The sequence below is a fragment of the Enterobacter sp. MG-EB028 genome, from assembly GCF_056673305.1.
Genome location: NZ_CP195079.1, coordinates 304,199 through 331,160 on the forward strand (window position 1 = coordinate 304,199; position 26,962 = coordinate 331,160).

Sequence of the window (26,962 nt, forward strand, 5' to 3'; positions counted from 1 at the left end):
ACACTTACTGATGCGCTAAGCAGGCGACTTCTCAGGGGGACAGGGTGAAAAATAACGAACTGAACGACCGGCGTTTACAGGCGACGCCGCGCGGCATCGGCGTCATGTGTAACTTCTATGCCGACAAAGCCGAAAACGCCACGGTGTGGGACGTGGAAGGCAATGAGTACATCGACTTCGCCGCCGGGATCGCGGTGCTGAATACCGGCCATCGCCATCCCAAAGTCATCTCCGCTATAGAAAAACAACTCCACGCGTTTACCCACACGGCCTACCAGATTGTGCCGTACGAAGGCTACGTGGCGCTTGCCGAGCGCATCAACCAGCGCGTGCCGATTGACGGTCCGGCCAAAACCGCGTTCTTCTCGACGGGGGCTGAGGCAGTCGAAAACGCGGTCAAAATTGCCCGCGCGTACACCAGGCGCCCTGGCCTTATCACCTTCGGCGGCGCGTTCCACGGCCGCACTTTTATGACCATGGCGCTGACCGGTAAAGTCGCGCCGTACAAGCTCGGCTTCGGCCCGTTCCCCGGCTCGGTGTATCACGCGCAGTATCCGAACGAGCTGCACGGCGTCAGCACGGCGGAAGCGTTGAAAAGCCTGGAACGCATCTTCAAAGCCGATATCGCTCCTGACCAGGTCGCGGCCATTATTCTCGAACCGGTTCAGGGGGAGGGCGGTTTCAACATCGCGCCCGCTGATTTTATGCAGGCTCTTCGCGCCCTGTGCGATACCCACGGCATTTTGCTGATTGCTGACGAGGTACAAAGCGGCTTCGCCCGCACCGGCAAGCTTTTCTCGATGGAACAGCACTGCGTGAAGCCGGACCTGATCACCATGGCAAAAAGCCTGGCGGGCGGGATGCCGCTTTCAGCGGTATCGGGCCGTGCCGACGTGATGGACGCGCCTGCGCCGGGCGGGCTGGGCGGCACCTACGCAGGTAATCCGCTGGCGATTGCCGCAGCGCACGCGGTGCTGGACGTGATTGATGAGGAAGATCTCTGCACGCGCTCGGCGCATCTCGGTCATCACCTGGTGGAAGTGCTCAATAAAGCCAAGGAACACTGCCCATATATCGCTGACATTCGCGCACAGGGCTCGATGGTGGCGGTAGAGTTTAACGATCCGCAATCCGGGCAGCCTTCGCCGGAATTCACCCGCCAGGTGCAGGAACGCGCGTTGAACGAAGGGCTGCTTCTGCTGAGCTGCGGCGTGTATGGCAACGTTATCCGCTTCCTCTATCCGCTTACCATCCCAGAAGCGCAGTTCCGTAAAGCGCTGGATATTATCTCCGCGTCGCTGACACGTTAAAGCCACAAGCCCGGCGGTAAATCCTGTCGGGCTTATCATATATTCATTTCAAATTAGCTATTCCAAAATCATAAAAATGGGGTATGTTTTAGCAGAGTATGCTGAGAAAGCGCGAACAGCACACCAATAACTGAAATAAAGCACTGCACAACAACATCACAACAATCGTAATAACCATAATAATGGGGAATCTCAGGATGAACATGAAGGGTAAAGCGTTACTGGCAGGATGTATCGCGTTGGCATTCAGCACCATGGCACAGGCAGATATTAAAGTGGCTGTTGTGGGCGCAATGTCCGGTCCGGTAGCACAGTACGGCGACCAGGAGTTTACGGGCGCTGAACAGGCGGTTGCAGACATTAATGCTAAGGGCGGCATCAAGGGCGAAAAACTGCAGATCCTAAAATACGACGATGCCTGTGACCCGAAGCAAGCGGTCGCGGTAGCGAACAAAGTGGTGAACGACGGGATCAAATACGTTATCGGTCACCTCTGCTCCTCCTCTACTCAGCCAGCGTCTGACATCTACGAAGACGAAGGCATTCTGATGATCACCCCGGCTGCAACTGCACCAGAGCTGACCGCGCGAGGCTACAAGCTGACCCTGCGCACCACGGGTCTGGACTCCGATCAGGGCCCAACGGCGGCTAAGTACATTCTGGAAAAAGTGAAGCCGCAGCGTATCGCGATTGTTCACGACAAACAGCAGTATGGTGAAGGTCTGGCCCGTGCGGTGCAGGACGGTCTGAAAAAAGGCAATGCCAACGTGGTCTTCTTTGACGGGATCACCGCCGGTGAGAAAGACTTCTCCACGTTGGTGGCGCGTCTGAAGAAAGAGAATATTGATTTCGTTTACTACGGTGGTTACCACCCGGAAATGGGCCAGATCCTGCGCCAGGCGCGCGCGGCCGGTCTGAAAACCCAGTTCATGGGCCCGGAAGGCGTGGCGAACGTGTCCCTGTCTAACATCGCGGGTGAATCAGCCGAAGGCCTGCTGGTAACCAAGCCGAAGAACTACGACCAGGTCCCTGCGAACAAACCTATCGTGGATGCCATCAAGGCGAAGAAACAGGATCCAAGCGGCGCGTTCGTCTGGACTACCTACGCTGCGCTGCAGTCCCTGCAGGCGGGTCTGAACCAGTCAGCCGATCCGGCTGAGATTGCTACCTGGCTGAAAGCGAACACGGTCGAAACCGTCATGGGGCCGCTGTCCTGGGATGCGAAGGGCGATCTGAAGGGCTTCGAGTTCGGCGTGTTTGACTGGCATGCGAACGGCACGGCGACAGACGCCAAATAAAAGCAAAAAGGCAACGTAAGTTGCCTTTTTTAATGTTTTCTCCCTCTCCCCGTGGGAGAGGGCCGGGGTGAGGGCATCAGGCCGCACAGATCAGGCCGCACAAATCAACTCTGGCGCTTCTCCCACCCGCTCTCCTGCGCCGTAAACCCTAACGCCTGCATAAACGCCGCCATCACGCCGCGGTCTTCCACGCCCACGTCGGCCATCCACCATGAGTTCACGTTCGGGTTTTCGCGGATCACTTCTTCAATTAAATACTGTCCCACACCGCGACGACGGGTCACGTCACGTACGCGCAGCGAGTCCAGCGCCCCCTCCGTGCCGCTCAGGGTCACGCGAACCGCAGCCAGCAAGCGCTCGTTAAAGCGCGCGGCATAAATGCGATGGTTCTCGTCGACATGCAGTGACGAAGGGGAATATTCCGGCCAGATCTTGCCCAGGTCGATATGATCCTGGTCGCTAAAGGTCACCAGACGCACGATAGTCAGTTTCATTAGCTACTTGTCCAAATCAAATTGAGTAGGGGCAGTGTACTCAATTTATTCACTCAGCGGCTTCCTCTTTTTATTCTCATTAACCAGGTGATTAGTTTTTTAGCAATGCAATGGGCAGTGTGAAAACACATGGATCGAAAAATAAGCAGAATTTTAACCTGAAAGGCAGTGTTTTATTCGGCGCTTTGTACCGTTATTTTATGCTGCAAACTGCACTTTTATTTGTTTATCTCTGCCTGATTTCAGAATATTATCTTTGCTTAATCGCCTGAAAAATAGAGATTTTAGTCTGGTTTTTGATAAAAACCTGCGCTAAACCATTAAAGGCACTGGTAAAAATAGCGTTGTTCATTAAAAGTACAGAATGCTTTTTAACCATAATAAAACAAAATATAAACACGACATCACGAATGGGGATTCAGAGATGAAAAGGAACGCGAAGACGTTAATCGCGGGGATGGTCGCACTGTCGATCTCGCATGCCGCTATGGCGGAGGACATTAAAGTTGCGGTAGTGGGTGCGATGTCCGGCCCTGTTGCCCAGTGGGGTGACATGGAGTTCAACGGCGCGCGCCAGGCCATTAAAGACATCAACGCTAAGGGCGGCATCAAGGGCGACAAGCTGGTGGGCGTGGAATATGACGACGCGTGCGATCCGAAACAGGCCGTCGCGGTCGCCAACAAAATCGTCAACGACGGTATCCAGTACGTGATCGGCCACCTGTGTTCATCTTCCACCCAGCCGGCGTCTGATATCTACGAAGACGAAGGCATCCTGATGATCACCCCTGGAGCAACTAACCCTGAGCTGACCCAGCGCGGATACCAGCACATTATGCGTACCGCCGGTCTGGACTCCTCGCAGGGGCCCACCGCGGCGAAATACATTCTCGACACCGTTAAGCCAAAGCGTATTGCTATCATTCATGACAAACAGCAGTACGGCGAAGGCCTGGCGCGCTCCGTTCAGGACGGCCTGAAAAAAGGCGGCGCGAACATCGTCTTCTTCGACGGCATTACCGCCGGTGAGAAAGACTTCTCCGCGCTGATCGCCCGTCTGCAAAAAGAGAATATCGACTTCGTTTACTACGGCGGCTACTACCCGGAGATGGGTCAAATGCTGCGCCAGGCGCGCGCCACCGGTCTGAAAACCCAATTTATGGGGCCAGAGGGCGTGGGCAACGCCTCCCTGTCAAACATCGCGGGGGATTCTGCCGAAGGCATGCTGGTGACGATGCCAAAACGCTATGACCAGGATCCGGCCAACAAGGCTATCGTGGATGCGCTCAAGGCGCAGAAGAAGGATCCGAGCGGTCCATACGTCTGGATCACCTACGCGGCCGTGCAGTCTCTGGCGACGGCCCTGGATCGTACCGGCAGCAAAGAACCGCTGGATCTGGTGAAAGATTTAAAAGCGCACGGGGCGAACACCGTGATTGGGCCGCTGAACTGGGATGAGAAAGGCGATCTGAAGGGATTTGAGTTTGGTGTCTTTAAGTGGCACGCCGACGGTTCGTCCTCGGCCGCCAAATAATTATCCCACCGCCCGGCTCACCGGGCGGGTATAAAAAGGTTTGCATATGTCCGAGCAGTTTCTCTATTTCCTGCAGCAGATGTTTAACGGCGTCACGCTGGGAAGCACCTACGCGCTGATCGCCATCGGTTACACGATGGTTTACGGCATTATCGGTATGATCAACTTCGCCCACGGCGAGGTGTACATGATCGGTAGCTACGTCTCCTTTATGATCATTGCCGCGCTGATGATGATGGGCATCGACAGCAGCTGGCTGCTGGTCGCCGCCGGGTTTGTCGGCGCGATTGTGATTGCCAGCGCCTACGGCTGGAGCATTGAGCGCGTGGCCTACCGGCCGGTGCGCAGCTCCAAGCGTCTGATTGCGCTGATCTCCGCGATCGGGATGTCCATCTTCCTGCAAAACTACGTCAGCCTGACCGAAGGCTCGCGCGACGTGGCGCTGCCAAGCCTGTTTAACGGCCAGTGGATTGTGGGGGCCAGCGAAAACTTCTCGGCCTCTATCACCACCATGCAGCTGGTTATCTGGGTCGTGACCTTTATCGCCATGCTCGCCCTGACCCTGTTCATTCGCTACTCCCGCATGGGACGCGCCTGCCGCGCCTGCGCGGAAGACCTGAAGATGGCGAGCCTGCTCGGCATCAACACCGACCGCGTGATTGCCCTGACCTTCGTGATTGGCGCGGCGATGGCGGCGGTTGCTGGCGTGCTGCTCGGCCAGTTCTACGGCGTAATTAACCCGTACATCGGTTTTATGGCCGGGATGAAAGCCTTCACCGCGGCGGTACTGGGCGGTATCGGCAGTATCCCTGGCGCGATGATCGGTGGCCTGATCCTGGGCGTGGCGGAAGCGCTCTCCTCGGCGTACCTGAGCACGGAATATAAAGACGTGGTGTCGTTTGCCCTGCTGATTCTGGTTCTGCTGGTGATGCCTACCGGTATTCTGGGCCGTCCGGAGGTAGAGAAAGTATGAAACCGATGCATTTTGCAATGGCGCTGCTCTCTGCCGCTATGTTCTTCGTGCTGGCCAGCGTCTTTATGGGCGTCCAGCTTGAGCTGAATGGCACCAAACTCGTTGTCGATACCGCGGCTGATATTCGCTGGCAGTGGGTATTTATCGGCACTGCCGTGGTATTCCTGTTCCAGCTGCTGCGCCCGCTGTTCCAGAAGACGCTGAAAAATGTCTCCGGGCCGAAATTCGTGCTGCCGGCAATCGACGGCTCTACCGTTAAGCAGAAGCTGTTCCTCGTGGCGCTGCTGGTGGCCGCCGTGGCGTGGCCGTTTGTGGTATCGCGTGGCACCGTGGATATTGCCACCCTGACCATGATCTACGTAATTCTCGGTCTCGGTCTGAACGTGGTGGTGGGGCTCTCTGGCCTGCTGGTGCTGGGCTATGGCGGCTTTTACGCCATCGGGGCCTACACCTTCGCGCTGCTGAACCACTACTACGGCCTCGGCTTCTGGACCTGCCTGCCGCTGGCGGGGCTGGTCTCTGCCGCCGCGGGCTTCCTGCTCGGCTTCCCGGTGCTGCGCCTGCGCGGTGATTACCTGGCGATTGTGACCCTGGGCTTCGGCGAAATCGTCCGTATCCTGCTGCTGAATAACACCGAAGTGACCGGCGGCCCGAACGGCATCAGCCAGATCCCGAAACCGACCTTCTTCGGACTGGAATTTAGCCGTACCGCCCGCGAAGGCGGCTGGGACACCTTCAGCAACTTCTTTGGCATCAAGTATGACCCGTCCGACCGCGTGATCTGGCTTTACCTGGTGGCGCTGCTGCTGGTGGTGATTACCCTGTTCGTGATCAACCGTCTGCTGCGCATGCCGCTGGGCCGCGCGTGGGAAGCGCTGCGTGAAGATGAGATCGCCTGCCGCTCTCTGGGCCTGAACCCGACCCGCATCAAGCTGACCGCGTTCACCATCAGCGCCGCGTTTGCCGGTTTCGCCGGAACGCTGTTTGCCGCGCGTCAGGGCTTCGTCAGCCCGGAATCGTTCACCTTTGCCGAATCTGCCTTTGTGCTGGCGATTGTGGTGCTTGGCGGGATGGGCTCGCAGTTTGCCGTTATCCTCGCGGCCATCCTGCTGGTGGTCTCGCGCGAGCTGATGCGCGACTTTAACGAATACAGCATGCTGATGCTGGGTGGTTTGATGGTGCTGATGATGATCTGGCGTCCGCAGGGCTTACTGCCGATGACCCGTCCACAGCTGAAGCTGAAGAACGGGCAAGCGAAAGGAGAGCAGGCATGAGTCAGCCATTATTATCCGTTAACGGTCTGATGATGCGTTTTGGCGGCCTGCTGGCAGTCAACAACGTGAATCTTGACCTGCACAAGAAAGAGATTGTCTCCCTGATTGGCCCGAACGGGGCGGGGAAAACCACGGTCTTCAACTGCCTGACCGGCTTCTACAAGCCGACGGGCGGCACCATCATGCTGCGCGATCAGCACCTTGAAGGGCTGCCGGGCCAGCAGATTGCCCGCATGGGCGTGGTGCGTACCTTCCAGCACGTGCGTCTGTTCCGCGAGATGACGGTGATTGAGAACCTGCTGGTGGCGCAGCATCAGCAGCTGAAAACCGGGCTGTTCTCCGGCCTGCTGAAAACCCCGGCCTTTCGCCGCGCGCAGGATGAAGCGCTCGATCGCGCCGCCACCTGGCTGGACCGAATTGGCCTGCTGCAGCACGCCAACCGTCAGGCGAGCAATCTGGCCTATGGCGATCAGCGTCGCCTGGAGATTGTGCGCTGCATGGTCACCCAGCCGGAAATCCTGATGCTCGACGAACCGGCGGCAGGGCTCAACCCGAAAGAGACCAAAGAGCTGGACGAGCTGATTGCCGAGCTGCGCGATAGTCACGACACCACCATCCTGCTGATTGAGCATGACATGAAGCTGGTGATGGGCATTTCGGACCGTATCTACGTGGTAAACCAGGGTACGCCGCTGGCGAACGGCACGCCGGAAGAGATCCGCAACAACCCGGACGTGATCCGCGCATACCTTGGTGAGGCATAAGATGGAAAAAGCGATGTTAACGTTCGACAAGGTCAACGCGCACTACGGCAAGATCCAGGCGCTGCACAACGTCAGCCTGCACATCAATCAGGGTGAAATCGTCACTCTGATAGGCGCCAACGGCGCGGGCAAAACCACGCTGCTCGGCACCCTGTGCGGCGACCCGCGCGCAACCAGCGGGCAGATAGTGTTCGATGGTAAAGACATTACCGACTGGCAGACCGCCAGAATCATGCGCGAGGCGGTGGCGATTGTTCCGGAAGGGCGTCGCGTGTTCTCACGCATGACGGTGGAAGAGAACCTGGCGATGGGCGGCTTCTTCGCTCACCGCGATGAATACCAGACCCGCATCAAGTGGGTATACGAGCTTTTCCCGCGCCTGTGGGAGCGCCGCATTCAGCGTGCGGGTACCATGTCCGGCGGTGAGCAGCAGATGCTGGCGATTGGCCGCGCGCTGATGAGCCAGCCGCGCCTGTTGCTGCTGGACGAACCGTCGCTCGGTCTGGCACCGATCATCATTCAGCAGATTTTCGACACCATTGAGCAGCTGCGTAAAGAGGGGATGACCATCTTCCTCGTCGAGCAGAACGCCAACCAGGCGCTGAAGCTCGCTGACCGTGGTTACGTGCTGGAGAACGGCCGCGTGGTGCTGGAGGATACCGGCGACGCGCTGCTGGCTAACGAAGCGGTGCGGAGCGCTTACCTGGGCGGATAGGTAAAAGCAAAAAGGCAACGTAAGTTGCCTTTTTTAGTGTTTGCTCCCTCTCCCCGTGGGAGAGGGCCGGGGTGATGGCACCAGACCGCACGAGGTAAAAGCAAAAAGGCAACGCAAGTTGCCTTTTTTAGTGTTTTCTCCCTCTCCCTGTGGGAGAGGGGCGGGGTGAGGGTACCAGACCGCACCCAATCCAACACCCCCAACCCCTTCACACAACCATCATCACCCTGACGCCTGGCTGTCACTTATCTGTAAACAAACAGTTATTTTTCTGTCATTCGAGCATGGCATGTTACCTCGCGAGCATAAAACGCGTGATATCGCGCATCCGGCACAATAAGAGAGATGACAATGACATCGTTACGACACACAGCTTTGGGTCTGGCACTGGGTCTGGCTTTTGCGACGAACGCAATGGCTGTCACCACCATTCCGTTCTGGCATTCCATGGAAGGGGAGTTGGGTAAAGAGGTTGACTCCCTGGCGCAGCGTTTCAACGACACCCATCCGGATTACAAAATTGTGCCGGTGTACAAAGGCAACTACGAGCAGAGCCTGAGCGCGGGCATCGCCGCCTTCCGTACCGGCAACGCACCGGCCCTGTTACAGGTTTATGAAGTGGGTACCGCCACCATGATGGCCTCCAAAGCCATCAAGCCGGTGTATGAAGTGTTCAAAGAAGCGGGCATCAACTTCGACGAATCCCAGTTCGTGCCGACCGTAGCGGGTTACTACACGGATTCCAAAACCGGGCACCTGCTGTCCCAGCCGTTTAACAGCTCCACGCCTGTGCTGTACTACAACAAAGACGCCTTCAAAAAAGCCGGTTTAGACCCGGAGCAGCCGCCAAAAACCTGGCAGGACCTGGCGGAGTACACCGCGAAGCTGAAGGCTGCGGGGATGAAGTGCGGCTACGCCAGCGGCTGGCAGGGCTGGATCCAGATTGAAAACTTCAGCGCCTGGCACGGCCTGCCGGTTGCGACCAAAAACAACGGCTTCGACGGCACCGACGCGGTACTGGAGTTCAACAAGCCGGAGCAGGTGAAGCACATTGCGCTGCTGGAAGCACTGAACAAGAAGGGCGACTTCAGCTACTTCGGGCGTAAAGACGAATCCACCGAGAAGTTCTACAACGGCGACTGCGCCATTACCACCGCCTCGTCCGGCTCGCTGGCGGATATTCGTCACTACGCCAAATTCAATTACGGCGTGGGCATGATGCCATACGACGCAGACGTGAAGGGCGCGCCGCAGAACGCCATCATCGGCGGGGCGAGCCTGTGGGTGATGCAGGGTAAAGATAAGGGCACCTACAAAGGCGTCGCCGAATTCCTGGACTTCCTGGCCAAGCCTGAAAACGCCGCCGAGTGGCACCAGAAGACCGGCTACCTGCCCATCACCAAAGCCGCGTATGACCTGACCCGCGAGCAGGGCTTCTACAGTAAGAACCCGGGCGCGGATATCGCGACGCGTCAGATGCTGAACAAGCCGCCGTTGCCGTTCACCAAAGGGCTGCGTCTGGGCAACATGCCGCAGATCCGCACCATCGTGGATGAAGAGCTGGAAAGCGTGTGGACCGGTAAGAAAACGCCACAGCAGGCGCTGGATTCGGCGGTAGAGCGCGGGAATCAGCTGCTGCGTCGCTTTGAGCAGTCGACTAAATCGTAATTAAAACTAATCCCCTCACCCCGGCCCTCTCCCCAAAGGGGCGAGGGTGTAATCGTCCCCTCTCCCCTTTGGGGAGAGGGTTAGGGTGAGGGGTAAAAACCAACCTGAGCAAACCTATGTCATCATCCCGTCCGGTGTTCCGTTCCCGCTGGCTGCCGTACCTGCTGGTCGCGCCGCAGCTGGTCATCACCGTTATTTTCTTTATCTGGCCTGCGGGCGAAGCGCTGTGGTACTCGGTACAAAGCGTCGATCCGTTCGGGCTCTCCAGCCAGTTTGTTGGCCTGGACAACTTCACCGCGCTGTTCCATGACAGCTACTACCTGGACTCCTTCTGGACGACGATGAAGTTCAGCGCGCTGGTCACAGTCAGCGGCCTGGTTGCCTCGCTGTTTTTCGCCGCGCTGGTGGATTACGTGGTGCGCGGCAGCCGTCTGTACCAGACCCTGATGCTGCTGCCTTATGCCGTAGCGCCCGCCGTCGCCGCCGTGCTGTGGATCTTCCTGTTTAACCCGGGGCGCGGATTGATTACCCATTTCCTGGCCGAACTGGGCTACGACTGGAACCACGCCCAGAACAGCGGCCAGGCGATGTTCCTGGTGGTGTTCGCCTCGGTGTGGAAGCAGATCAGCTACAACTTCCTGTTCTTCTTTGCCGCGCTGCAGTCCATCCCGCGCTCGCTGGTGGAAGCGGCGGCAATTGACGGCGCAGGGCCCATTCGCCGCTTCTTCAGGCTGTCGCTGCCGCTGATCGCCCCGGTGAGCTTCTTCCTGCTGGTGGTTAACCTCGTGTACGCCTTCTTCGACACCTTCCCGGTGATCGACGCGGCCACCGCAGGCGGTCCGGTACAGGCGACCACCACGCTGATTTACAAAATTTACCGCGAAGGCTTTGCCGGGCTGGATCTCTCCGCCTCTGCCGCACAGTCCGTCGTGCTGATGTTCCTCGTCATCATCCTCACGGTGGTGCAGTTCCGCTACGTTGAAAGTAAGGTGCGCTACCAATGATTGAGAACCGTCGCGGGCTGACGATTTTCAGCCATACCATGCTGATTTTAGGGATTATCGTCATCCTCTTCCCGCTGTACGTGGCCTTTGTCGCCGCCACGCTGGACACCAAAGCGGTGTTCGACACGCCGATGACGCTGATCCCGGGCACGCATCTTTTCGAGAACATGAAGACCATCTGGACCCAGGGCGTGGGCGCCAACAGCGCGCCGTTCTGGCTGATGATGCTCAACAGCTTCATCATGGCGTTTGGCATTACGGTCGGCAAAATCACGGTATCGATGCTCTCGGCCTTCGCCATTGTCTGGTTCCGCTTTCCGCTGCGGAACCTCTTTTTCTGGATGATTTTCATCACCCTGATGCTGCCGGTGGAGGTGCGTATCTTCCCGACGGTGGAAGTGATCGCCAACCTGAAGATGCTCGACAGCTACGCGGGCTTAACGCTGCCGCTGATGGCCTCGGCGACCGCCACCTTCCTGTTCCGCCAGTTCTTTATGACCCTGCCGGACGAGCTGATTGAAGCGGCGCGCATCGACGGCGCGTCGCCGATGCGTTTCTTCCGCGACATCGTGCTGCCGCTGTCGAAAACCAACCTTGCGGCGCTGTTTGTGATCACCTTTATCTACGGCTGGAACCAGTACCTGTGGCCGCTGCTGATTATTCAGGACGTCAACCTCGGCACCGCCGTGGCGGGCATCAAAGGCATGATCGCCACCGGCGAAGGCACCACTCTTTGGAACCAGGTGATGGCGGCGATGCTGCTCACCCTTATCCCACCCGTAGTCATTGTTTTAGCCATGCAGCGTGCGTTTGTCCGTGGCCTGGTCGATAGCGAGAAATAAGATGGCAGGTTTAAAACTTCAGGCAGTAACCAAAAGCTGGGACGGCAAAACCCAGGTTATTCAGCCGTTAACGCTCGACGTGGCGGACGGGGAATTCATCGTGATGGTCGGCCCGTCCGGCTGTGGCAAATCCACGCTGCTGCGCATGGTGGCGGGGCTGGAGCGCGTGACCTCCGGGGATATCTGGATTGACCGCCAGCGCGTCACCGAAATGGAGCCGAAAGACAGAGGCATTGCGATGGTGTTCCAGAACTACGCCCTCTATCCGCACATGAGCGTTGAAGAGAACATGGCCTGGGGGCTGAAAATCCGCGGCATGGGCAAAGGCCATATCGACGAGCGCGTGAAAGAGGCGGCGCGCATTCTGGAACTCGATGGCCTGCTCAAGCGCCGCCCGCGCGAGCTCTCCGGCGGCCAGCGCCAGCGCGTGGCGATGGGGCGCGCCATCGTGCGCGATCCGGCGGTATTCCTCTTTGACGAGCCGCTCTCCAACCTTGACGCCAAGCTGCGCGTGCAGATGCGTCTTGAGCTACAGCAGCTGCACCGTCGTCTGAAAACCACCTCCCTGTATGTGACCCACGATCAGGTCGAAGCCATGACGCTCGCCCAGCGCGTAATGGTGATGAACAAAGGCATCGCCGAGCAGATTGGCACCCCGGTGGAAGTGTACGAGAAACCGGCCACCCGCTTTGTGGCGAGCTTTATCGGCAGCCCGGCGATGAACCTGCTGGAAGGGCGTATCAGCAGCGCGGGCACGCATTTTGAGCTGGAAAGCGGGATGGCATTGCCGATCAACTGGTACTATCGTGGCTACGCCGGGCGTAAGATGACGCTCGGTATCCGCCCGGAGCATATTGCTTTAACCTCTCAGGCGGACGGCGGCGTGCCGCTGGTGATGGACACGCTGGAGATGTTGGGTGCAGATAACCTGGCGCACGGGCGCTGGGGGGATCAAAAAATGGTGGTGCGCCTGGCGCATCAGGAACGCCCGAAAGCGGGCAGCACGCTGTGGCTGCGCCTGCCGGAAAACCATCTGCACCTGTTTGACGGTGAAACAGGACAACGAGTATGAGCAACTGGCCTTATCCGCACGTCGTCGCCCACCGGGGCGGCGGTAAGCTGGCGCCGGAGAACACCCTGGCGGCGATTGATGTTGGCGCGCGTTACGGCCACACCATGATCGAGTTCGACGCCAAGCTGTCGAAAGACGGCGAAATTTTCCTGCTGCATGACGATAACCTCGAACGCACCAGCAACGGCTGGGGCGTGGCGGGCGAGCTGCCGTGGCGCGATCTGCTGAAGGTGGACGCCGGAAGCTGGTACAGCGGCGAATTCAAAGGCGAACCGCTGCCGCTGCTGGCGGAAGTGGCGGACCGCTGTCGCCAGCACGGTATGATGGCCAATATCGAAATCAAACCGACCACCGGCACCGGGCCGCTGACGGGCAAAGTGATTGCCCTTGCCGCGCGTGAGCTGTGGGAAGGAATGACCGCGCCGCTGCTCTCCTCGTTTGAAATTAACGCGCTGGAAGCGGCACAGGCAGCCGTGCCGGAGCTGCCGCGCGGGCTGCTGCTTGATGAGTGGCGCGAGGACTGGCGCGAGCTGACGATGCGCTTAGCGTGTGTCTCTATTCATCTTAATCATAAGCTGCTGGATGAGGCGCGGGTGAAGATGCTGAAAGACGCGGGTCTGCATATTCTGGTCTACACCGTTAACAAACCCCAGCGTGCAGCCGAGCTGCTGCGCTGGGGCGTGGACAGCATCTGTACCGATGCAATCGACCTGATCGGCCCGGACTTTAGTTCTGCGGATTAAGCATACTGCCGTTCGACTGCGGCGGCAGCATATGCTGCTGTCCGCTGCCTGACGACGTCATCCCCCCTAACATCCCGCCGTTTTTATTCGGCAGCGGCTGCTCGCGCACTTGTCCCTGCTGCACGCGCTGGGTGTTGGCGTTCATCTGGTTTTGCAGGTTCTGCTGCTGCATCTGGGTCTGCGTTCTCAACTGCTGATTCAGCATCCCTTTCTGCTGCTGTTGCTGGCTCATCATCTCGGTCTGCATACGCTGCTGGCTCGGGATAACATACCCCTGCTGGTTCGGGTTATTCATGGTGTTGAGCGGCTGTGCGAGCGCGGCAAACGGGATCAGCGCCGTAAGAATCATCAAGCGTTTCATTGTCATTTCCTCCTCTTGAGGCCTCTCTTAAGTTTACCCTGATTTCACCATGACGATGATTTTTTAGGAGTTGTGAACCAGGCTTAAGCGGGGAATATGGATCCCTTCACCTGGAGAACAATAATGATGAAACCAACCTTCTTGCGCTGGGTCGCCATCGCCGCGCTGATGGCAGGCGGTACATTTAGCGTGGCGGCCAACCCGCCGGCGGCGCCTCCGGTCTCTTACGGCGTGGAGGAAGATGTTTTCCATCCCGTGCGGGCAACCCATGGCATGGTGGCATCGGTGGATGCGCTGGCAACCCGCGTGGGTGTCGATATTCTCAAACAGGGCGGTAACGCGGTGGATGCTGCGGTCGCCGTCGGCTATGCGCTGGCGGTGACGCACCCGCAGGCGGGGAACCTGGGCGGCGGCGGCTTTATGATGCTGCGCACCAAAGACGGGAAAACCACCGCCATCGACTTCCGCGAAATGGCGCCTTCTCAGGCGTCCCGCGATATGTTCCTCGACGACCAGGGTAACCCTGACAGCAAAAAATCTCTGACCTCGCACCTTGCCTCCGGCACGCCGGGCACCGTCGCTGGCTTTTCGCTGGCGCTGGAAAAATACGGTACGATGCCGCTGAACAAGGTGGTGCAGCCTGCCATCAAGCTGGCGCGGGAGGGCTTTGTGGTGAATGACGCCCTGGCGGACGATCTCAAGACCTACGGCAGCGAAGTTATTCCCAATCATGAAAACAGCAAGGCCATCTTCTGGAAAGACGGCGAGCCGCTGAAGAAGGGCGATAAGCTGGTGCAGAAGAACCTCGCCAAAAGCCTGGAGCTGATTGCGGAGCACGGTCCGGACGCGTTCTATAAAGGGGCGATTGCCGATCAGATTGCACAAGAGATGCAGAAGAACGGCGGGCTCATCACCAAAGCGGATCTGGCGGAATACAGGGCGGTGGAGCGCGAGCCGATTAGCGGCACCTATCGCGGGTACGAGGTCTTCTCCATGCCGCCGCCGTCTTCCGGCGGGATCCACATCGTGCAGATCCTCAATATTCTTGAAAACTTCGATATGCACAAGTTCGGCTTCGGCAGCGCGGACGCCATGCAGGTGATGGCGGAAGCGGAAAAACGCGCCTACGCTGACCGCTCGGAATATCTCGGCGATCCGGACTTCGTGAAGGTGCCGTGGCAGGCGCTGACCAACAAGGCGTATGCCAAATCCATTGCGGAACAGATCGACATCAACAAGGCCAAACCGTCGAGCGAGATCCGCCCCGGCAAGCTGGCGCCGTATGAAAGCAACCAGACGACGCACTTCTCGGTGGTGGATAAAGACGGTAATGCGGTGGCGGTGACGTACACGCTCAACACCACCTTCGGCACCGGGATTGTGGCGGGCAACAGTGGCATTCTGCTGAACAACGAGATGGATGACTTCTCCGCCAAGCCGGGCGTGCCGAACGTCTACGGGCTGGTTGGCGGCGATGCGAATGCGGTTGGGCCGAAGAAACGTCCGCTGTCGTCCATGTCGCCCACAATCGTTGTGAAAGACGGTAAAACCTGGCTGGTGACCGGCAGTCCTGGCGGCAGCCGGATTATCACTACCGTGCTGCAGATGGTGGTGAACAGCATCGACTTTGGGATGAACATTGCCGAAGCCACCAACGCCCCGCGTTTCCATCATCAGTGGCTTCCGGACGAACTGCGCGTGGAGAAGGGCTTTAGCCCGGACACCATCAAGCTGCTGGAGCAGCGCGGACAGAAGGTGGCGGTGAAAGAGGCGATGGGCAGCACCCAGAGCATTATGGTCGGGCCGGATGGGGCGCTGTTCGGGGCGTCGGATCCGCGGTCGGTGGATGATTTGACGGCGGGGTATTGATATGTTGCCGGGTGGCGGCTTCGCCTTACCCGGCCTACGTGTTTCATTCCCTCTCCCTGTGGGAGAGGGTTAGGGTGAGGGCAACAAACTACTTCATCCGCGCCATATAATACGCATCCACATATTCACCGTTGCGCAGGGCATAGCGTTTGCCGGTGCCTTCAATTTCGAACCCGTGTTTTTTGTACACCGCAATCGCTGGTTCGTTATCGACAAACACCGTTAGCTCAATGCGGTCAACGCGCAGCCAGTTATCGCACATATCAATCATGGTGCGCATCAGCGCGCTGGCAACGCCCCGGTTTTGCCACTGTGCGCCCACACAAATCCCAAAATCAGCCACATGGCTGCGGCGCGGGCGTTGCGCGACGACGATGCACAGATGGCCGGCGACGTGACCGTCTATGCAGGCGACGAGCTGCTTAATGCCAGGCTGGTCGGATAGCCGCTCCTGCCACATTTGCTCAGAGGGATGAGGAACCTGTAGCGTGTTGTGGTACACCTCCGGCTGGGCGTGGATCTGACGAATGGCGTCATAATCTTTCGGTTCCGCGTGGCGTATCACTATCTCACTCATTCCTTGTTCCTCAGTCAGTTAAAAGTCCCCTCCAACATCAATGACTTTAAAATTTGAGTCAACCGCTATTTTTTGCAAAAAGTATTGGACAAGTGCGAATGAGAATGATTATTATTGCTTTGCATTCAGGAAGACCCCCTACGGGAACCTGAAAGCACGACATTGCTCACATTGCTTCCAGTATTACTTTAGCCAGCTTCTCGCTGGCTTTTTTTTGCCCTTTTTCTCCCTCTCCCCGTGGGAGAGGGCTGGGGTGAGGGCAAAACATGCGCTATGGTAAAACCCAGTAACCTTCCAAAAGGACTGAGCTATGACACTACATTGCGCATTTATTGGATTTGGTAAAAGTACGACCCGCTACCACCTTCCGTATGTCCTCCACCGTAAAGATACCTGGCATGTGGCCCATATCTACCGTCGCAGCGCGAAGCCGGAAGAGCAATCTCCGCAGTATTCCCATATTCATTTTACCAGCGATCTGAACGAGGTATTGAATGACCCGCAGGTAAAGCTGGTGGTCGTCTGCACCCACGCCGACAGTCATTTTGAGTATGCGAAACGCGCGCTGGAAGCGGGCAAAAACGTGCTGGTGGAAAAGCCGTTCACCCCGACCATTGCCGAAGCGAAGGAACTGTTCGCGCTGGCGAAAAGCAAAGGGCTGACCGTGATGCCGTATCAGAACCGCCGCTTTGACAGCTGCTTCCTGACGGCGAAAAAAGCGATCGAAAGCGGCAGGCTGGGCGACATTGTGGAAATTGAAAGCCACTTCGATTACTACCGTCCGGTGGCGGAAACCCAGCCCGGCCTGCCGCAGGACGGCTCGTTCTATGGTCTGGGCGTGCACACCATGGACCAGATCATCTCCCTGTTTGGCCGCCCGGATTACGTCGCTTACGACATCCGCAGCCTGCGCAATAAAGCCAACCCGGACGATACCTTTGAAGCGCAGCTGTTTTACGGCGACCTGAAAGCCATCGTCAAAACCAGCCATCTGGTGAAAATCGACTACCCGAAATTTATCGTTCACGGTACCAAAGGTTCGTTTATCAAATACGGTATCGACCAGCAGGAGACCAGCCTGAAGGCCAATATCATGCCCGGTGAGCCTGGCTTTGCGGCGGACGATTCTGTGGGCGTGCTGGAGTATGTGAACGACGAGGGCGTGACGGTCAAAGAAACGCTGAAACCGGAAACCGGCGACTATGGCCGCGTCTACGATGCGCTGTTTGAGACCCTCACAAACGGCACGGCGAATTACGTCAAGGAATCTGACGTTCTGACCAACCTGGAAATCCTTGAGCGGGCCTTCGAGCAGGCTTCTCCTGCCACGATAACCCTCGCGAAATAAGCAAAAACGGCTCCTCTGCGCTTGTTCATAATTTTTGAACAGAGGAGTCAATTTTCACCCTCTATGATCCCCGGCCGTTTGCGTCCACACTTACTCCATCGAAACGAACTGAGGGTGAAAACAATGATCTACTTACGCAAAGCAAACGAACGTGGTCACGCAAATCATGGCTGGCTGGACTCATGGCATTCATTCTCGTTTGCCGACTACTACGACCCGAACTTCATGGGCTTCTCCGCACTGCGCGTGATTAACGACGACGTGATTGATGCAGGCCAGGGCTTCGGTACCCACCCGCACAAAGACATGGAAATTCTGACCTATGTGCTGGAAGGGGCGGTTGAGCACCAGGACAGCATGGGCAACAAAGAGCAGGTACCGGCGGGCGAGTTCCAGATTATGAGCGCGGGTACCGGGGTGCGCCACTCCGAGTACAACCCGAGCAAAACGGAAAAACTGCACCTGTATCAAATCTGGATCATTCCAGAAGAGACCGGCATCACGCCGCGCTACGAGCAGCGCCGCTTTGACGCGAAACAGGGCAAACAGCTGGTGCTGTCCCCGGACGCGCGTGAAGGTTCCCTGAAGGTGCATCAGGATATGGAGCTTTACCGCTGGGCGCTGGCAAAAGACGAACAGTCTGTGCACCAGATTGCCGCCAACCGCCGCGTCTGGATCCAGGTGGTGAAAGGTGAAGTATCCATTAACGGCACCAAAGCCACCACCGCCGATGGTCTGGCCGTCTGGGATGAGCAGGCGCTCTCCGTACATGCCGACAGCGAAAGTGAAATCCTGCTGTTTGACCTGCCTCCGGTCTAAATAATTTCTCAACCTTCCCTTTAAACGGGGAAGGTTGAGCTTTGTCCGTGATAAACTGAGCAAATCTCTCACTTCAAGATTTCTCAGGACGATGAAAAAGAAACGCCCCGTACTTCAGGATGTCGCCGATCGCGTCGGTGTGACCAAAATGACGGTCAGCCGTTTTTTACGTAACCCGGAACAGGTTTCCGTGGCGTTGCGTGGCAAGATTGCCGCCGCCCTTGATGAACTGGGTTATATCCCCAACCGCGCACCCGATATTCTCTCCAATGCGACCAGCCGTGCGGTGGGCGTCCTGCTTCCTTCCTTAACCAACCAGGTTTTCGCTGAAGTTCTGCGCGGTATCGAAAGCGTCACCGATGCTTTTGGCTATCAGACCATGCTCGCCCACTACGGGTACAAGCCGGAACTGGAAGAGGAACGTCTTGAATCGATGCTTTCCTGGAACATCGACGGCCTGATTTTAACCGAACGTACCCACACTGCCCGCACGCTCAAAATGATTGAAGTGGCCGGTATCCCGGTGGTAGAGCTGATGGACAGCCAGTCTCCGTGCCTCGACATCGCCGTTGGGTTCGATAACTTCGAAGCGGCGCGCCAGATGACGGCGGCCATCATCGCCCGTGGGCATCGTCATATCGCCTATCTGGGTGCGCGTCTTGATGAACGTACTATCATCAAACAGAAGGGATACGAGCAGGCGATGCTCGACGCGAACTTAATCCCCTACAGCGTGATGGTGGAGCAGTCCTCATCTTACACCTCGGGTATTGAGCTGATGCGTCAGGCGCGACGCGAGTATCCGCAACTGGACGGTATTTTCTGTACCAACGATGACCTGGCGGTCGGCGCGGCGTTTGAGTGTCAGCGTCTGGGGCTGAAGATCCCTGATGATATGGCGATCGCCGGTTTCCACGGCCACGACATCGGCCAGGTGATGGAGCCGCGTCTGGCGAGCGTCCTGACCCCGCGTGAACGTATGGGCCGCATTGGCGCAGAACGCCTGCTGGCGCGCATTCGTGGCGAGACGGTTACCCCGAAAATGTTAGATTTAGGTTTCACCTTGTCACCGGGTGGATCTATTTGAACTGACAAATTTGAAGTAGCTCACACTTATTCACTTCGCGCACGTTTGGATATTGCTTCTCTTTTGCCCCGGCAGGACAATGTTACCGATAACTGTTACCCGTAACAATTGACTGAGGGACACCCTTTGAGCACGACTAATCACGATCACCACGTTTACGTCCTGATGGGCGTGTCCGGTAGCGGTAAATCTGCCGTGGCGAGCGAAGTGGCGCATCAACTTCAGGCTGCGTTTCTTGATGGTGACTTCCTCCATCCGCGCAGCAACATTATGAAAATGGCCTCCGGCGAGCCGCTGAACGATGACGACCGCAAACCGTGGTTGCAGGCCCTGAATGACGCCGCGTTCGCGATGCAGCGCACCAATAAAGTTTCCCTGATCGTCTGCTCCGCGCTGAAAAAAACCTACCGCGACCTGCTGCGCGACGGCAACCCGAACCTCTCTTTCATCTACCTGAAAGGGGATTTTGAGGTGATTGAAAGCCGTCTGAAGGCGCGTAAAGGCCACTTCTTTAAAACCCAGATGCTGGTGACGCAGTTCGAAGCGCTTCAGGAGCCGGGTGAAGATGAAAAAGACGTCTTAGTGGTTGATATCGATCAGTCACTGGAGGGTGTTGTAGCCAGCACCATCGAGGTCATTAACAAAAGGCAGTAAGTTTTGAGTACATTAACGCTAGTTTTGACAGCAGTGGGTTCGGTATTGCTGCTGCTGTTTTTAGTGATGAAGGCGCGTATGCACGCCTTCGTTGCTTTGATGGTGGTTTCTATTGGTGCAGGTCTCTTTTCCGGCATGCCGCTCGACAAGATCGCCGCGACGATGGAAAAAGGGATGGGCGGTACGCTGGGCTTCCTGGCGATTGTGGTCGCGCTGGGCGCGATGTTTGGCAAGATTCTGCACGAGACGGGCGCGGTCGACCAGATTGCCGTCAAGATGCTGAAATCGTTCGGTCACAGCCGCGCGCACTACGCGATTGGCCTGGCCGGTCTGATTTGCGCACTGCCCCTGTTCTTTGAAGTGGCCGTTGTGCTGCTCATCAGCGTCGCGTTTTCTATGGCGCGCCATACCGGCACTAACCTCGTCAAGCTGGTCATTCCGCTGTTTGCGGGCGTGGCGGCAGCCGCAGCGTTTCTGCTGCCTGGGCCTGCGCCGATGCTGTTGGCGTCCCAGATGCACGCTGACTTTGGCTGGATGATCCTGATTGGCCTGTGCGCGGCAATCCCGGGGATGATTATTGCCGGCCCGCTGTGGGGTAACTTCATCAGCCGCTACGTTGAGCTACACATTCCTGATGACATCACCGAGCCGCACCTGGGCGAGGGCAAAATGCCGTCCTTCGGCTTCAGCCTGTCGCTGATCCTGCTCCCGCTGGTGCTGGTGGGCCTGAAAACCATCGCCGCGCGCTTTGTGCCGGTCGGTTCTACCGCTTACGAATGGTTTGAGTTCATCGGTCACCCGTTCACGGCGATCCTGGTGGCCTGTCTGGTGGCGATTTACGGCCTGGCGATGCGCCAGGGGATGCCAAAAGACCGCGTGATGGAGATCTGCGGTGCCGCGCTGCAGCCTGCGGGTATCATCCTGCTGGTGATCGGTGCGGGCGGCGTGTTCAAGCAGGTGCTGGTCGATTCCGGTGTGGGGCCGGCTCTGGGAGAAGCGCTGACCGGGATGGGGCTGCCGATTGCGGTAACCTGCTTCGTGCTGGCTGCGGCGGTGCGTATCATTCAGGGTTCTGCAACCGTGGCGTGCTTAACCGCCGTAGGTCTGGTGATGCCGGTAATTGAACAGCTCAACTACTCGGGTGCGCAGATGGCCGCACTGTCTATCTGTATCGCGGGTGGTTCGATTGTGGTCTCGCACGTTAACGACGCGGGCTTCTGGCTGTTCGGTAAGTTTACCGGCGCGACCGAAGCGCAAACCCTGAAAACCTGGACGCTGATGGAAACCATCCTCGGCACGACGGGTGCGATTGTCGGGATGATTGCCTTTACGCTGCTGAGCTGAATGCGGTGATTTAAGAAGGCTCAAAAATAAGGCCCGGTAGCGTTAGCGCTTACCGGGCCTTTATATTATGCAGAACGCCAGGCCGGGTCAGGTGAAACCACTACCCGGCTTTTTAACATCACTCGCCCTGCGTGGCGCTCTCAATCGTCAGGCGCACGTCCGAGGTAATCAGCTCAGCCAGCATCTGGTAAACCTTCAGCGTCTCTTCCGGCTCGGCATCGCCCGTATCGCTGATGAAGCCTTCGTCACGCAGCGTCAGCACCAGGGAGCTAAAGACCGCTTTGTCGAAGAATTCAGGGGCGTTAATGCCGTGCAGAACGGACAGGCGCTGTGCCAGTGTCCGGCTCTCTTTCTCCAGCGTGCCGCGGTTGATCGACGGGTTCGCGCTCAGCAGCCAGAACGTAATGGCGTAGCGCTGGAGCGTTTCACGCGCACCGGCCGCCAGCAGTTGCAGGGTACGGGAGCGTGACGGATTGATATGCAGTTCGTCGTTTGCAACGGTAATCAGCCCCTGACGGCGCAGCTCTTCCGTCAGTTTATCCAGCTCAACGGCCAGCTGTTCCTTGCTCCAGCGCAGGAACAGCTCCGCTTTCAGCATCGGGTAGAGCGTCTCAACGTGGCGCAACAGCTCCTGGCGTGAGATGCGGCGATGCTGGGTGATAATGGCCGCCATGAGCGACGGCAGCATCAGCATATGAGCGATGTTGTTGCGGTAGTACGTCATCAGTACCGCCTGCTCGCGCGGCAGAATGATGATATCGCCGATCGTGTCTTTCTCGACTTCAAACTTGTTCATCTGCAGCGCGTGATCGATAAGCTCGCTGGCGGTAGCAGAAGGGGCCGTCGAATCAACCGAGTACGGCACGTTGCGCATCATGTCCAGGTAGCAGTCCAGCTGCTCCGTGAGCTGTTCACGAGTCAGGGAGCGCTGACGGGAAGCCAGCAGCGCCGTACAGCACAGGTTCATGGCATTGGCCGCACCGGCGTTGTTAATGCGCACCATCAGCTCGGACGCGATACCGTTCACCGTTGGCGTCAGCCAGGCCGGACGAACCGCTTCGATAGGATCGATAGACTCGCGCCACTCCGGAACATGATGGTTCAGATACGTCATCAGCGGCATCGGCTCGCCAAAGTTCACGTAGCCCTGACCCAGGTTGCGTAACTTGCTCAGGCCGCGCAGCATCTGCGGCAGGCTCTCTTTCTCTTTGGTCGCACCACGCAGCTCTTTGGCGTACGTGCCCACTTCCATCACGTGCTCATAGCCAATGTAAATTGGCACCAGCGTGATCGGACGGGTTCCTCCGCGCAGCATCGCCTGAATGGTCATCGAGAGCGTGCCGGTCTTCGGATCGAGCAGGCGACCGGTACGGGAACGACCGCCCTCCACGAAGTACTCCACTGAATAGCCGCGGCTGAACAGCTCGCCGAGATACTCGCGGAACACGGTGGAGTAGAGCTTGTTGCCCTTGAAGGTACGACGAATAAAGAACGCACCCAGACGGCGGAAAATCGGGCCTGCTGGCCAGAAGTTCAGGTTAATACCAGCGGCAATGTGCGGCGGTACCAGCCCCTGGTGATAGAGCACGTAGGAGAGAAGCAGATAGTCCATGTGGCTGCGGTGGCAGGGGACATAGACAATCTCATGGCCATCGTGCGCCAGCTGCCGCACACGTTCGGCGTTATGAACGTTGATGCCCTGATACAGGCGGTTCCAGGTAAAGCCGAGAATACGATCGGACAGGCGAATCATCTCGTAAGAGAAGTTCGCTGCGATCTCCTCCATCAGCGCAATGGCGTTCTGCTGGGCTTTCTCATGCGAAATTTTCTTGCTGCGCGCTTCGTCTTCAACGGCGCGGGCAATCGCTTTAGAGGCCAGCAGCTTGTTGAACAGGTCCTGACGCGCCGGGAGGCGTGGCCCTACAGCCGCCAGGCGCTGACGGGCGAAGTGCATACGCGCCACGCGCGCCAGTTTTTGCGCGATGATCTTGTCAGTGCCGTGCTCGTCCGCCATCCGGCGAAGGGAGACGGAAGGGGAGAATCGCACAAAGCTGTCGCGTCCCAGCCAGGAGACCGCGAAGAACTTCTGAATGCCGTTAAGCATGCGCAGCGGTGGGTTCTCTTCACCTTTTTCACGGCCCGGGCGGCGACCAAACATTACCGATACCGGCACCATCTGCACATCCAGGTCAGGATTGCTGCGGTGCAGGTCGAGATAGTCGTGGAACAGCTTGATGGACTCTTCTTTCGGCGTGTAATAGGTAAACACGCGCGGCCCGCCGTGGATGAACACGTAGCGCGGCAGCAAAGTGCCGTCAACTTCCAGCGGTTCAAGCGGGTCGGGTAAATCATGCGCCAGACACTGGGCGCGAAGCGTCAGCAGATCTGCCTTCGAGTTATAAGGCAAAACGTACATAATAGGGCGCGACGTATCGAGCCCCAGTTCCAGCGCGGGTTCTGCTGGGATAGACTTGCTTTTTACCAGGATGCTTAATGGTAAATTAAGTAATTTGTAGTAAATTCGTGGCCAGCCGGACATAAACGATGTAAAGCCTCTGGTTAATAATGCAATTGCGGCGCAAGGATAACAGAAAGCGCGCAAAATTTCTGTTGTTACCCGTCATACTTCAGGCGGCAGCGAAACGCGCTGCTGCTCCTGTTACTGACGCTCTTTTTTAAAAAAGGTTCTTTTAATGGCCAATAATACCACTGGGTTAACGCGTATCATCAAAGCCGCTGGCTATTCATGGAAAGGTTTCCGTGCCGCGTGGGTTAATGAAGCTGCTTTTCGCCAGGAAGGTGTCGCCGCTATCGTCGCGGTTATCATCGCCTGTTTCCTTGATGTAGATGCCATTACCCGCGTGCTTCTCATCGGTTCCGTACTTCTGGTGATGATAGTGGAAATTCTCAATAGCGCTATTGAGGCCGTTGTTGACCGGATCGGCTCAGATTTCCACGAGCTTTCTGGCCGCGCGAAAGATATGGGTTCTGCCGCTGTGCTGCTGGCAATTATCACTGCAGCTATTACCTGGGTCACGCTGCTTTGGTCACATTTCCGATGAGCCTCGAGGAATAATTAAGTCCCTGGTTTTTTGTGCAGTTTTTGGTTCCAAAATCGCCTTTGACTGTATATACTCACAGCATAACTGTATATACACCCAGGGGGCGGAATGAAAGCATTAACGACCAGGCAGCAAGAGGTGTTTGATCTCATTCGGGATCATATCGGCCAGACGGGTATGCCACCCACGCGTGCGGAAATCGCGCAGCGTCTGGGCTTCCGTTCTCCGAATGCTGCCGAGGAACACCTGAAAGCGCTGGCGCGTAAGGGTGTAATTGAGATTGTGTCAGGCGCGTCGCGTGGTATCCGCCTGCTGGTGGAAGAAGAGACGGGCATTCCTCTGATAGGCCGCGTTGCCGCAGGTGAACCGCTGCTGGCACAACAGCATATAGAAGGCCACTACCAGGTCGATCCTGGTATGTTCAAGCCGAGCGCTGATTTCCTGCTGCGCGTTAGCGGGATGTCGATGAAAGACATCGGCATTCTTGATGGCGACCTGCTGGCCGTTCACAAAACGCAGGATGTGCGGAACGGCCAGGTGGTGGTGGCGCGCATTGATGACGAAGTGACCGTTAAGCGCCTGAAAAAACAGGGTAACACCGTCCAGCTGTTGCCTGAAAACAACGAGTTCACCCCGATTGTGGTCGACCTCCGCGAACAGAGCTTCTCCATTGAAGGTCTGGCAGTAGGCGTGATTCGCAACGGCGAATGGCTGTAATCTCTTCCTGACAGGCTACGCTTTCGCTGTAGCCTGCTTCGTCTTCCATTCCCGGTATTTCTCATGTCACTGCTGACGGCTTCAGATAAGGCATTGTGGCGTCTTGCCCTGCCGATGATTTTCTCCAATATCACCGTGCCCTTGCTGGGTCTGGTCGACACGGCCGTTATTGGTCATCTCGATTCCCCTGTTTATCTTGGCGGCGTGGCGATTGGGGCGACGGCAACCAGCTTCCTGTTTATGCTGCTGCTCTTTTTACGTATGAGTACTACCGGGCTCACGGCACAGGCGTACGGTGCGAAAGACCCGTTACGTCTGGCGCGTGCGCTGGTGCAGCCGCTGATCCTGGCGCTGGGCGCGGGAATGTTGATTGTTTTACTGCGCACGCCCCTGATCGACCTTGCACTCCAGGTCGTTGGCGGCAGCGAGGCGGTACTGGAGCAGGCGCGTCGCTTCCTGGAAATTCGCTGGCTTAGCGCGCCCGCTTCGCTGGCAAACCTGGTTCTGCTGGGTTGGTTACTGGGCGTGCAATATGCCCGTGCGCCAGTGATTTTGCTGGTCGTGGGAAACCTTCTCAACATTGTGCTCGATCTCTGGCTGGTGATAGGCCTGCATATGGACGTACGCGGGGCGGCACTGGCGACGGCGATTGCAGAATACGGGACCTTTTTCATTGGCTTGTGGATGGTCTGGCGCGTGCTGGCGATGCGCGGGATCTCCCTTGCGCTGCTCAAAACAGCATGGCGCGGCAATATCCGCAGGCTGCTGGCGCTCAACCGTGACATCATGCTGCGTTCGCTGCTGCTTCAGATCTGTTTCGGCGCTCTGACGGTCTTTGGGGCTCGACTGGGGCCAGAAATCGTTGCGGTGAATGCAGTCCTGATGACATTGCTGACGTTCACCGCCTACGCGCTGGACGGCTTCGCCTATGCCGTTGAGGCGCATTCCGGGCAGGCGTACGGCGCGCGGGAAAGCGGGCAGCTTCGGGATGTCTGGCGTGCGGCCTGCCGCCAGTCGGGCCTGGTCGCGCTGGCATTCGCACTGATTTACGCCTGTTTTGGCCGTGACATTATTGCATTGCTCACTTCGTTACCGGCTTTACGCGAACTGGCGGACCGCTACATCGTCTGGCAGGTTATTTTGCCGGTAGTAGGCGTCTGGTGCTATCTGCTGGACGGCATGTTTATCGGCGCGACGCGCGGGGCGGAAATGCGCAACAGTATGGCGGTCGCGGCGGCGGGGTTTGGTCTGACGCTGCTGACGCTACCCTGGCTGGGTAATCACGGTTTGTGGCTGGCGCTTGCGGTCTTCCTCTCTCTGCGCGGCCTGTCGCTTGCCTTTATCTGGCACCGTCACTGGCAAAATAATACCTGGCTTCCCTCCCGCCACGATATATCGTGACGGTTAAAGATTCCGAATATGAAACCAACCGC

The 26,962-nt window shown here is 57.6% G+C and carries 25 protein-coding genes; 21 read left to right on the top strand and 4 right to left on the bottom strand.

What is annotated here, in order from left to right:
* Nucleotides 1-44: 44 nt before the first annotated feature.
* The gene (locus ACR42C_RS01335; protein WP_320720748.1) at nt 45-1,310 is read left to right on the top strand and encodes a 4-aminobutyrate--2-oxoglutarate transaminase; all 1,266 of its coding nucleotides are present in this window, start codon (nt 45-47) and stop codon (nt 1,308-1,310) included.
* A 197-nt stretch (nt 1,311-1,507) separates the two neighbouring features.
* Nucleotides 1,508-2,608 (top strand): branched chain amino acid ABC transporter substrate-binding protein LivJ, encoded by a 1,101-nt coding sequence (gene livJ, locus ACR42C_RS01340; protein ID WP_320720749.1) that lies wholly within the window; start codon nt 1,508-1,510, stop codon nt 2,606-2,608.
* 104 nt (nt 2,609-2,712) lie between these two features.
* On the opposite strand, the gene panM is transcribed toward livJ, so the two are convergent.
* Nucleotides 2,713-3,102, bottom strand: a complete 390-nt coding sequence (gene panM, locus ACR42C_RS01345) for an aspartate 1-decarboxylase autocleavage activator PanM (RefSeq protein ID WP_059355744.1) — start codon at nt 3,100-3,102, stop codon at nt 2,713-2,715.
* A 424-nt stretch (nt 3,103-3,526) separates the two neighbouring features.
* On the opposite strand from panM, the gene livK reads away from it, so the two are divergent.
* The 10 genes from livK to ugpQ all read left to right on the top strand — a co-directional run bounded on the left by livK (nt 3,527) and on the right by ugpQ (nt 13,691).
* The gene (gene livK / locus ACR42C_RS01350) at nt 3,527-4,636 is read left to right on the top strand and encodes a high-affinity branched-chain amino acid ABC transporter substrate-binding protein LivK (RefSeq protein WP_116343990.1); all 1,110 of its coding nucleotides are present in this window, start codon (nt 3,527-3,529) and stop codon (nt 4,634-4,636) included.
* A gap of 46 nt (nt 4,637-4,682) precedes the next feature.
* On the top strand, nt 4,683-5,609 hold the full coding sequence (gene livH, locus ACR42C_RS01355) for a high-affinity branched-chain amino acid ABC transporter permease LivH (RefSeq protein WP_013099131.1): 927 nt from the start codon (nt 4,683-4,685) through the stop codon (nt 5,607-5,609).
* Entirely contained in the window at nt 5,606-6,883 is a 1,278-nt protein-coding gene (gene livM, locus ACR42C_RS01360; RefSeq protein ID WP_395313541.1) for a branched chain amino acid ABC transporter permease LivM, read from the top strand. The genes livH and livM overlap by 4 nt, the downstream gene beginning before the upstream one ends.
* Nucleotides 6,880-7,647: a high-affinity branched-chain amino acid ABC transporter ATP-binding protein LivG gene (gene livG, locus ACR42C_RS01365; protein ID WP_023310024.1), complete on the top strand. Its 768-nt coding sequence runs from the start codon at nt 6,880-6,882 to the stop codon at nt 7,645-7,647. The genes livM and livG overlap by 4 nt, the downstream gene beginning before the upstream one ends.
* A gap of 1 nt (nt 7,648) precedes the next feature.
* Nucleotides 7,649-8,362: a high-affinity branched-chain amino acid ABC transporter ATP-binding protein LivF gene (livF, locus tag ACR42C_RS01370; RefSeq protein WP_479984658.1), complete on the top strand. Its 714-nt coding sequence runs from the start codon at nt 7,649-7,651 to the stop codon at nt 8,360-8,362.
* A gap of 351 nt (nt 8,363-8,713) precedes the next feature.
* Nucleotides 8,714-10,030, top strand: coding sequence for a sn-glycerol-3-phosphate ABC transporter substrate-binding protein UgpB (ugpB, locus tag ACR42C_RS01375; protein ID WP_023326491.1), 1,317 nt, complete (start codon nt 8,714-8,716; stop codon nt 10,028-10,030).
* Between the two features lie 116 nt (nt 10,031-10,146).
* The gene (gene ugpA / locus ACR42C_RS01380) at nt 10,147-11,034 is read left to right on the top strand and encodes a sn-glycerol-3-phosphate ABC transporter permease UgpA (RefSeq protein WP_014833586.1); all 888 of its coding nucleotides are present in this window, start codon (nt 10,147-10,149) and stop codon (nt 11,032-11,034) included.
* Complete coding sequence (gene ugpE, locus ACR42C_RS01385; RefSeq protein ID WP_013099125.1) at nt 11,031-11,876, top strand: sn-glycerol-3-phosphate ABC transporter permease UgpE; 846 nt, start codon at nt 11,031-11,033, stop codon at nt 11,874-11,876. Before ugpA ends, ugpE begins: the two co-directional genes overlap by 4 nt.
* 1 nt (nt 11,877) lies before the next feature.
* Nucleotides 11,878-12,948 (top strand): sn-glycerol-3-phosphate import ATP-binding protein UgpC, encoded by a 1,071-nt coding sequence (locus ACR42C_RS01390; protein WP_479984659.1) that lies wholly within the window; start codon nt 11,878-11,880, stop codon nt 12,946-12,948.
* Nucleotides 12,945-13,691 carry a glycerophosphodiester phosphodiesterase gene (gene ugpQ / locus ACR42C_RS01395; RefSeq protein ID WP_316380625.1) on the top strand — a complete coding sequence of 249 codons (747 nt, stop codon included), beginning with the start codon at nt 12,945-12,947 and terminating at the stop codon, nt 13,689-13,691. Before ACR42C_RS01390 ends, ugpQ begins: the two co-directional genes overlap by 4 nt.
* On the opposite strand, the gene ACR42C_RS01400 is transcribed toward ugpQ, so the two are convergent.
* Nucleotides 13,675-14,052: a DUF2756 family protein gene (locus ACR42C_RS01400; RefSeq protein ID WP_479984660.1), complete on the bottom strand. Its 378-nt coding sequence runs from the start codon at nt 14,050-14,052 to the stop codon at nt 13,675-13,677. The genes ugpQ and ACR42C_RS01400 overlap by 17 nt on opposite strands.
* 123 nt (nt 14,053-14,175) lie before the next feature.
* Between ACR42C_RS01400 and ggt the strand changes: the two genes are divergently transcribed.
* Nucleotides 14,176-15,921, top strand: coding sequence for a gamma-glutamyltransferase (ggt, locus tag ACR42C_RS01405; protein WP_479984661.1), 1,746 nt, complete (start codon nt 14,176-14,178; stop codon nt 15,919-15,921).
* A gap of 88 nt (nt 15,922-16,009) precedes the next feature.
* Here ggt and yhhY read toward each other — a convergent pair whose 3' ends face one another.
* Nucleotides 16,010-16,498: an N-acetyltransferase gene (gene yhhY, locus ACR42C_RS01410; RefSeq protein WP_045143059.1), complete on the bottom strand. Its 489-nt coding sequence runs from the start codon at nt 16,496-16,498 to the stop codon at nt 16,010-16,012.
* 310 nt (nt 16,499-16,808) lie between these two features.
* On the opposite strand from yhhY, the gene ACR42C_RS01415 reads away from it, so the two are divergent.
* From ACR42C_RS01415 to gntU, 5 genes are all read left to right on the top strand, one after another.
* A complete protein-coding gene (locus tag ACR42C_RS01415) occupies nt 16,809-17,846 on the top strand; it encodes an oxidoreductase (RefSeq protein ID WP_479984662.1) in 1,038 nt (345 codons plus the stop codon).
* A 123-nt stretch (nt 17,847-17,969) separates the two neighbouring features.
* Nucleotides 17,970-18,665: a pirin family protein gene (locus ACR42C_RS01420; protein ID WP_003861565.1), complete on the top strand. Its 696-nt coding sequence runs from the start codon at nt 17,970-17,972 to the stop codon at nt 18,663-18,665.
* 91 nt (nt 18,666-18,756) lie between these two features.
* Nucleotides 18,757-19,752 (top strand): gluconate operon transcriptional repressor GntR, encoded by a 996-nt coding sequence (gene gntR, locus ACR42C_RS01425; RefSeq protein ID WP_213751942.1) that lies wholly within the window; start codon nt 18,757-18,759, stop codon nt 19,750-19,752.
* Nucleotides 19,753-19,878: 126 nt separating this feature from the next.
* Complete coding sequence (gene gntK / locus ACR42C_RS01430) at nt 19,879-20,406, top strand: gluconokinase (RefSeq protein WP_008503362.1); 528 nt, start codon at nt 19,879-19,881, stop codon at nt 20,404-20,406.
* 3 nt (nt 20,407-20,409) lie between these two features.
* Nucleotides 20,410-21,750 (top strand): gluconate transporter, encoded by a 1,341-nt coding sequence (gene gntU / locus ACR42C_RS01435; protein ID WP_014833577.1) that lies wholly within the window; start codon nt 20,410-20,412, stop codon nt 21,748-21,750.
* A 118-nt stretch (nt 21,751-21,868) separates the two neighbouring features.
* Here gntU and plsB read toward each other — a convergent pair whose 3' ends face one another.
* The gene (gene plsB / locus ACR42C_RS01440) at nt 21,869-24,289 is read right to left on the bottom strand and encodes a glycerol-3-phosphate 1-O-acyltransferase PlsB (RefSeq protein WP_479984663.1); all 2,421 of its coding nucleotides are present in this window, start codon (nt 24,287-24,289) and stop codon (nt 21,869-21,871) included.
* Between the two features lie 154 nt (nt 24,290-24,443).
* Between plsB and ACR42C_RS01445 the strand changes: the two genes are divergently transcribed.
* From ACR42C_RS01445 to dinF, 3 genes are all read left to right on the top strand, one after another.
* Entirely contained in the window at nt 24,444-24,812 is a 369-nt protein-coding gene (locus ACR42C_RS01445) for a diacylglycerol kinase (RefSeq protein ID WP_014830281.1), read from the top strand.
* 108 nt (nt 24,813-24,920) lie between these two features.
* On the top strand, nt 24,921-25,529 hold the full coding sequence (lexA, locus tag ACR42C_RS01450) for a transcriptional repressor LexA (RefSeq protein ID WP_028015162.1): 609 nt from the start codon (nt 24,921-24,923) through the stop codon (nt 25,527-25,529).
* A gap of 63 nt (nt 25,530-25,592) precedes the next feature.
* Nucleotides 25,593-26,930: an MATE family efflux transporter DinF gene (gene dinF / locus ACR42C_RS01455; protein ID WP_479984664.1), complete on the top strand. Its 1,338-nt coding sequence runs from the start codon at nt 25,593-25,595 to the stop codon at nt 26,928-26,930.
* The last annotated feature ends 32 nt before the right edge of the window (nt 26,931-26,962 follow it).

Coding starts and splice junctions, on each gene's coding strand:
- livF (WP_479984658.1), top strand. CDS start 7,649: ATGGAAAAAGCGATGTTAACGTTCGACAAGGTCAACGCGCACTACGGC.
- livM (WP_395313541.1), top strand. CDS start 5,606: ATGAAACCGATGCATTTTGCAATGGCGCTGCTCTCTGCCGCTATGTTC.
- ACR42C_RS01415 (WP_479984662.1), top strand. CDS start 16,809: ATGACACTACATTGCGCATTTATTGGATTTGGTAAAAGTACGACCCGC.
- ugpQ (WP_316380625.1), top strand. CDS start 12,945: ATGAGCAACTGGCCTTATCCGCACGTCGTCGCCCACCGGGGCGGCGGT.
- ggt (WP_479984661.1), top strand. CDS start 14,176: ATGATGAAACCAACCTTCTTGCGCTGGGTCGCCATCGCCGCGCTGATG.
- dinF (WP_479984664.1), top strand. CDS start 25,593: ATGTCACTGCTGACGGCTTCAGATAAGGCATTGTGGCGTCTTGCCCTG.
- ACR42C_RS01445 (WP_014830281.1), top strand. CDS start 24,444: ATGGCCAATAATACCACTGGGTTAACGCGTATCATCAAAGCCGCTGGC.
- ACR42C_RS01390 (WP_479984659.1), top strand. CDS start 11,878: ATGGCAGGTTTAAAACTTCAGGCAGTAACCAAAAGCTGGGACGGCAAA.
- livH (WP_013099131.1), top strand. CDS start 4,683: ATGTCCGAGCAGTTTCTCTATTTCCTGCAGCAGATGTTTAACGGCGTC.
- livG (WP_023310024.1), top strand. CDS start 6,880: ATGAGTCAGCCATTATTATCCGTTAACGGTCTGATGATGCGTTTTGGC.
- gntR (WP_213751942.1), top strand. CDS start 18,757: ATGAAAAAGAAACGCCCCGTACTTCAGGATGTCGCCGATCGCGTCGGT.
- ugpE (WP_013099125.1), top strand. CDS start 11,031: ATGATTGAGAACCGTCGCGGGCTGACGATTTTCAGCCATACCATGCTG.
- ACR42C_RS01400 (WP_479984660.1), bottom strand. CDS start 14,052: ATGAAACGCTTGATGATTCTTACGGCGCTGATCCCGTTTGCCGCGCTC.
- ugpA (WP_014833586.1), top strand. CDS start 10,147: ATGTCATCATCCCGTCCGGTGTTCCGTTCCCGCTGGCTGCCGTACCTG.
- panM (WP_059355744.1), bottom strand. CDS start 3,102: ATGAAACTGACTATCGTGCGTCTGGTGACCTTTAGCGACCAGGATCAT.
- plsB (WP_479984663.1), bottom strand. CDS start 24,289: ATGTCCGGCTGGCCACGAATTTACTACAAATTACTTAATTTACCATTA.
- livJ (WP_320720749.1), top strand. CDS start 1,508: ATGAACATGAAGGGTAAAGCGTTACTGGCAGGATGTATCGCGTTGGCA.
- livK (WP_116343990.1), top strand. CDS start 3,527: ATGAAAAGGAACGCGAAGACGTTAATCGCGGGGATGGTCGCACTGTCG.
- yhhY (WP_045143059.1), bottom strand. CDS start 16,498: ATGAGTGAGATAGTGATACGCCACGCGGAACCGAAAGATTATGACGCC.
- ACR42C_RS01420 (WP_003861565.1), top strand. CDS start 17,970: ATGATCTACTTACGCAAAGCAAACGAACGTGGTCACGCAAATCATGGC.
- ugpB (WP_023326491.1), top strand. CDS start 8,714: ATGACATCGTTACGACACACAGCTTTGGGTCTGGCACTGGGTCTGGCT.
- lexA (WP_028015162.1), top strand. CDS start 24,921: ATGAAAGCATTAACGACCAGGCAGCAAGAGGTGTTTGATCTCATTCGG.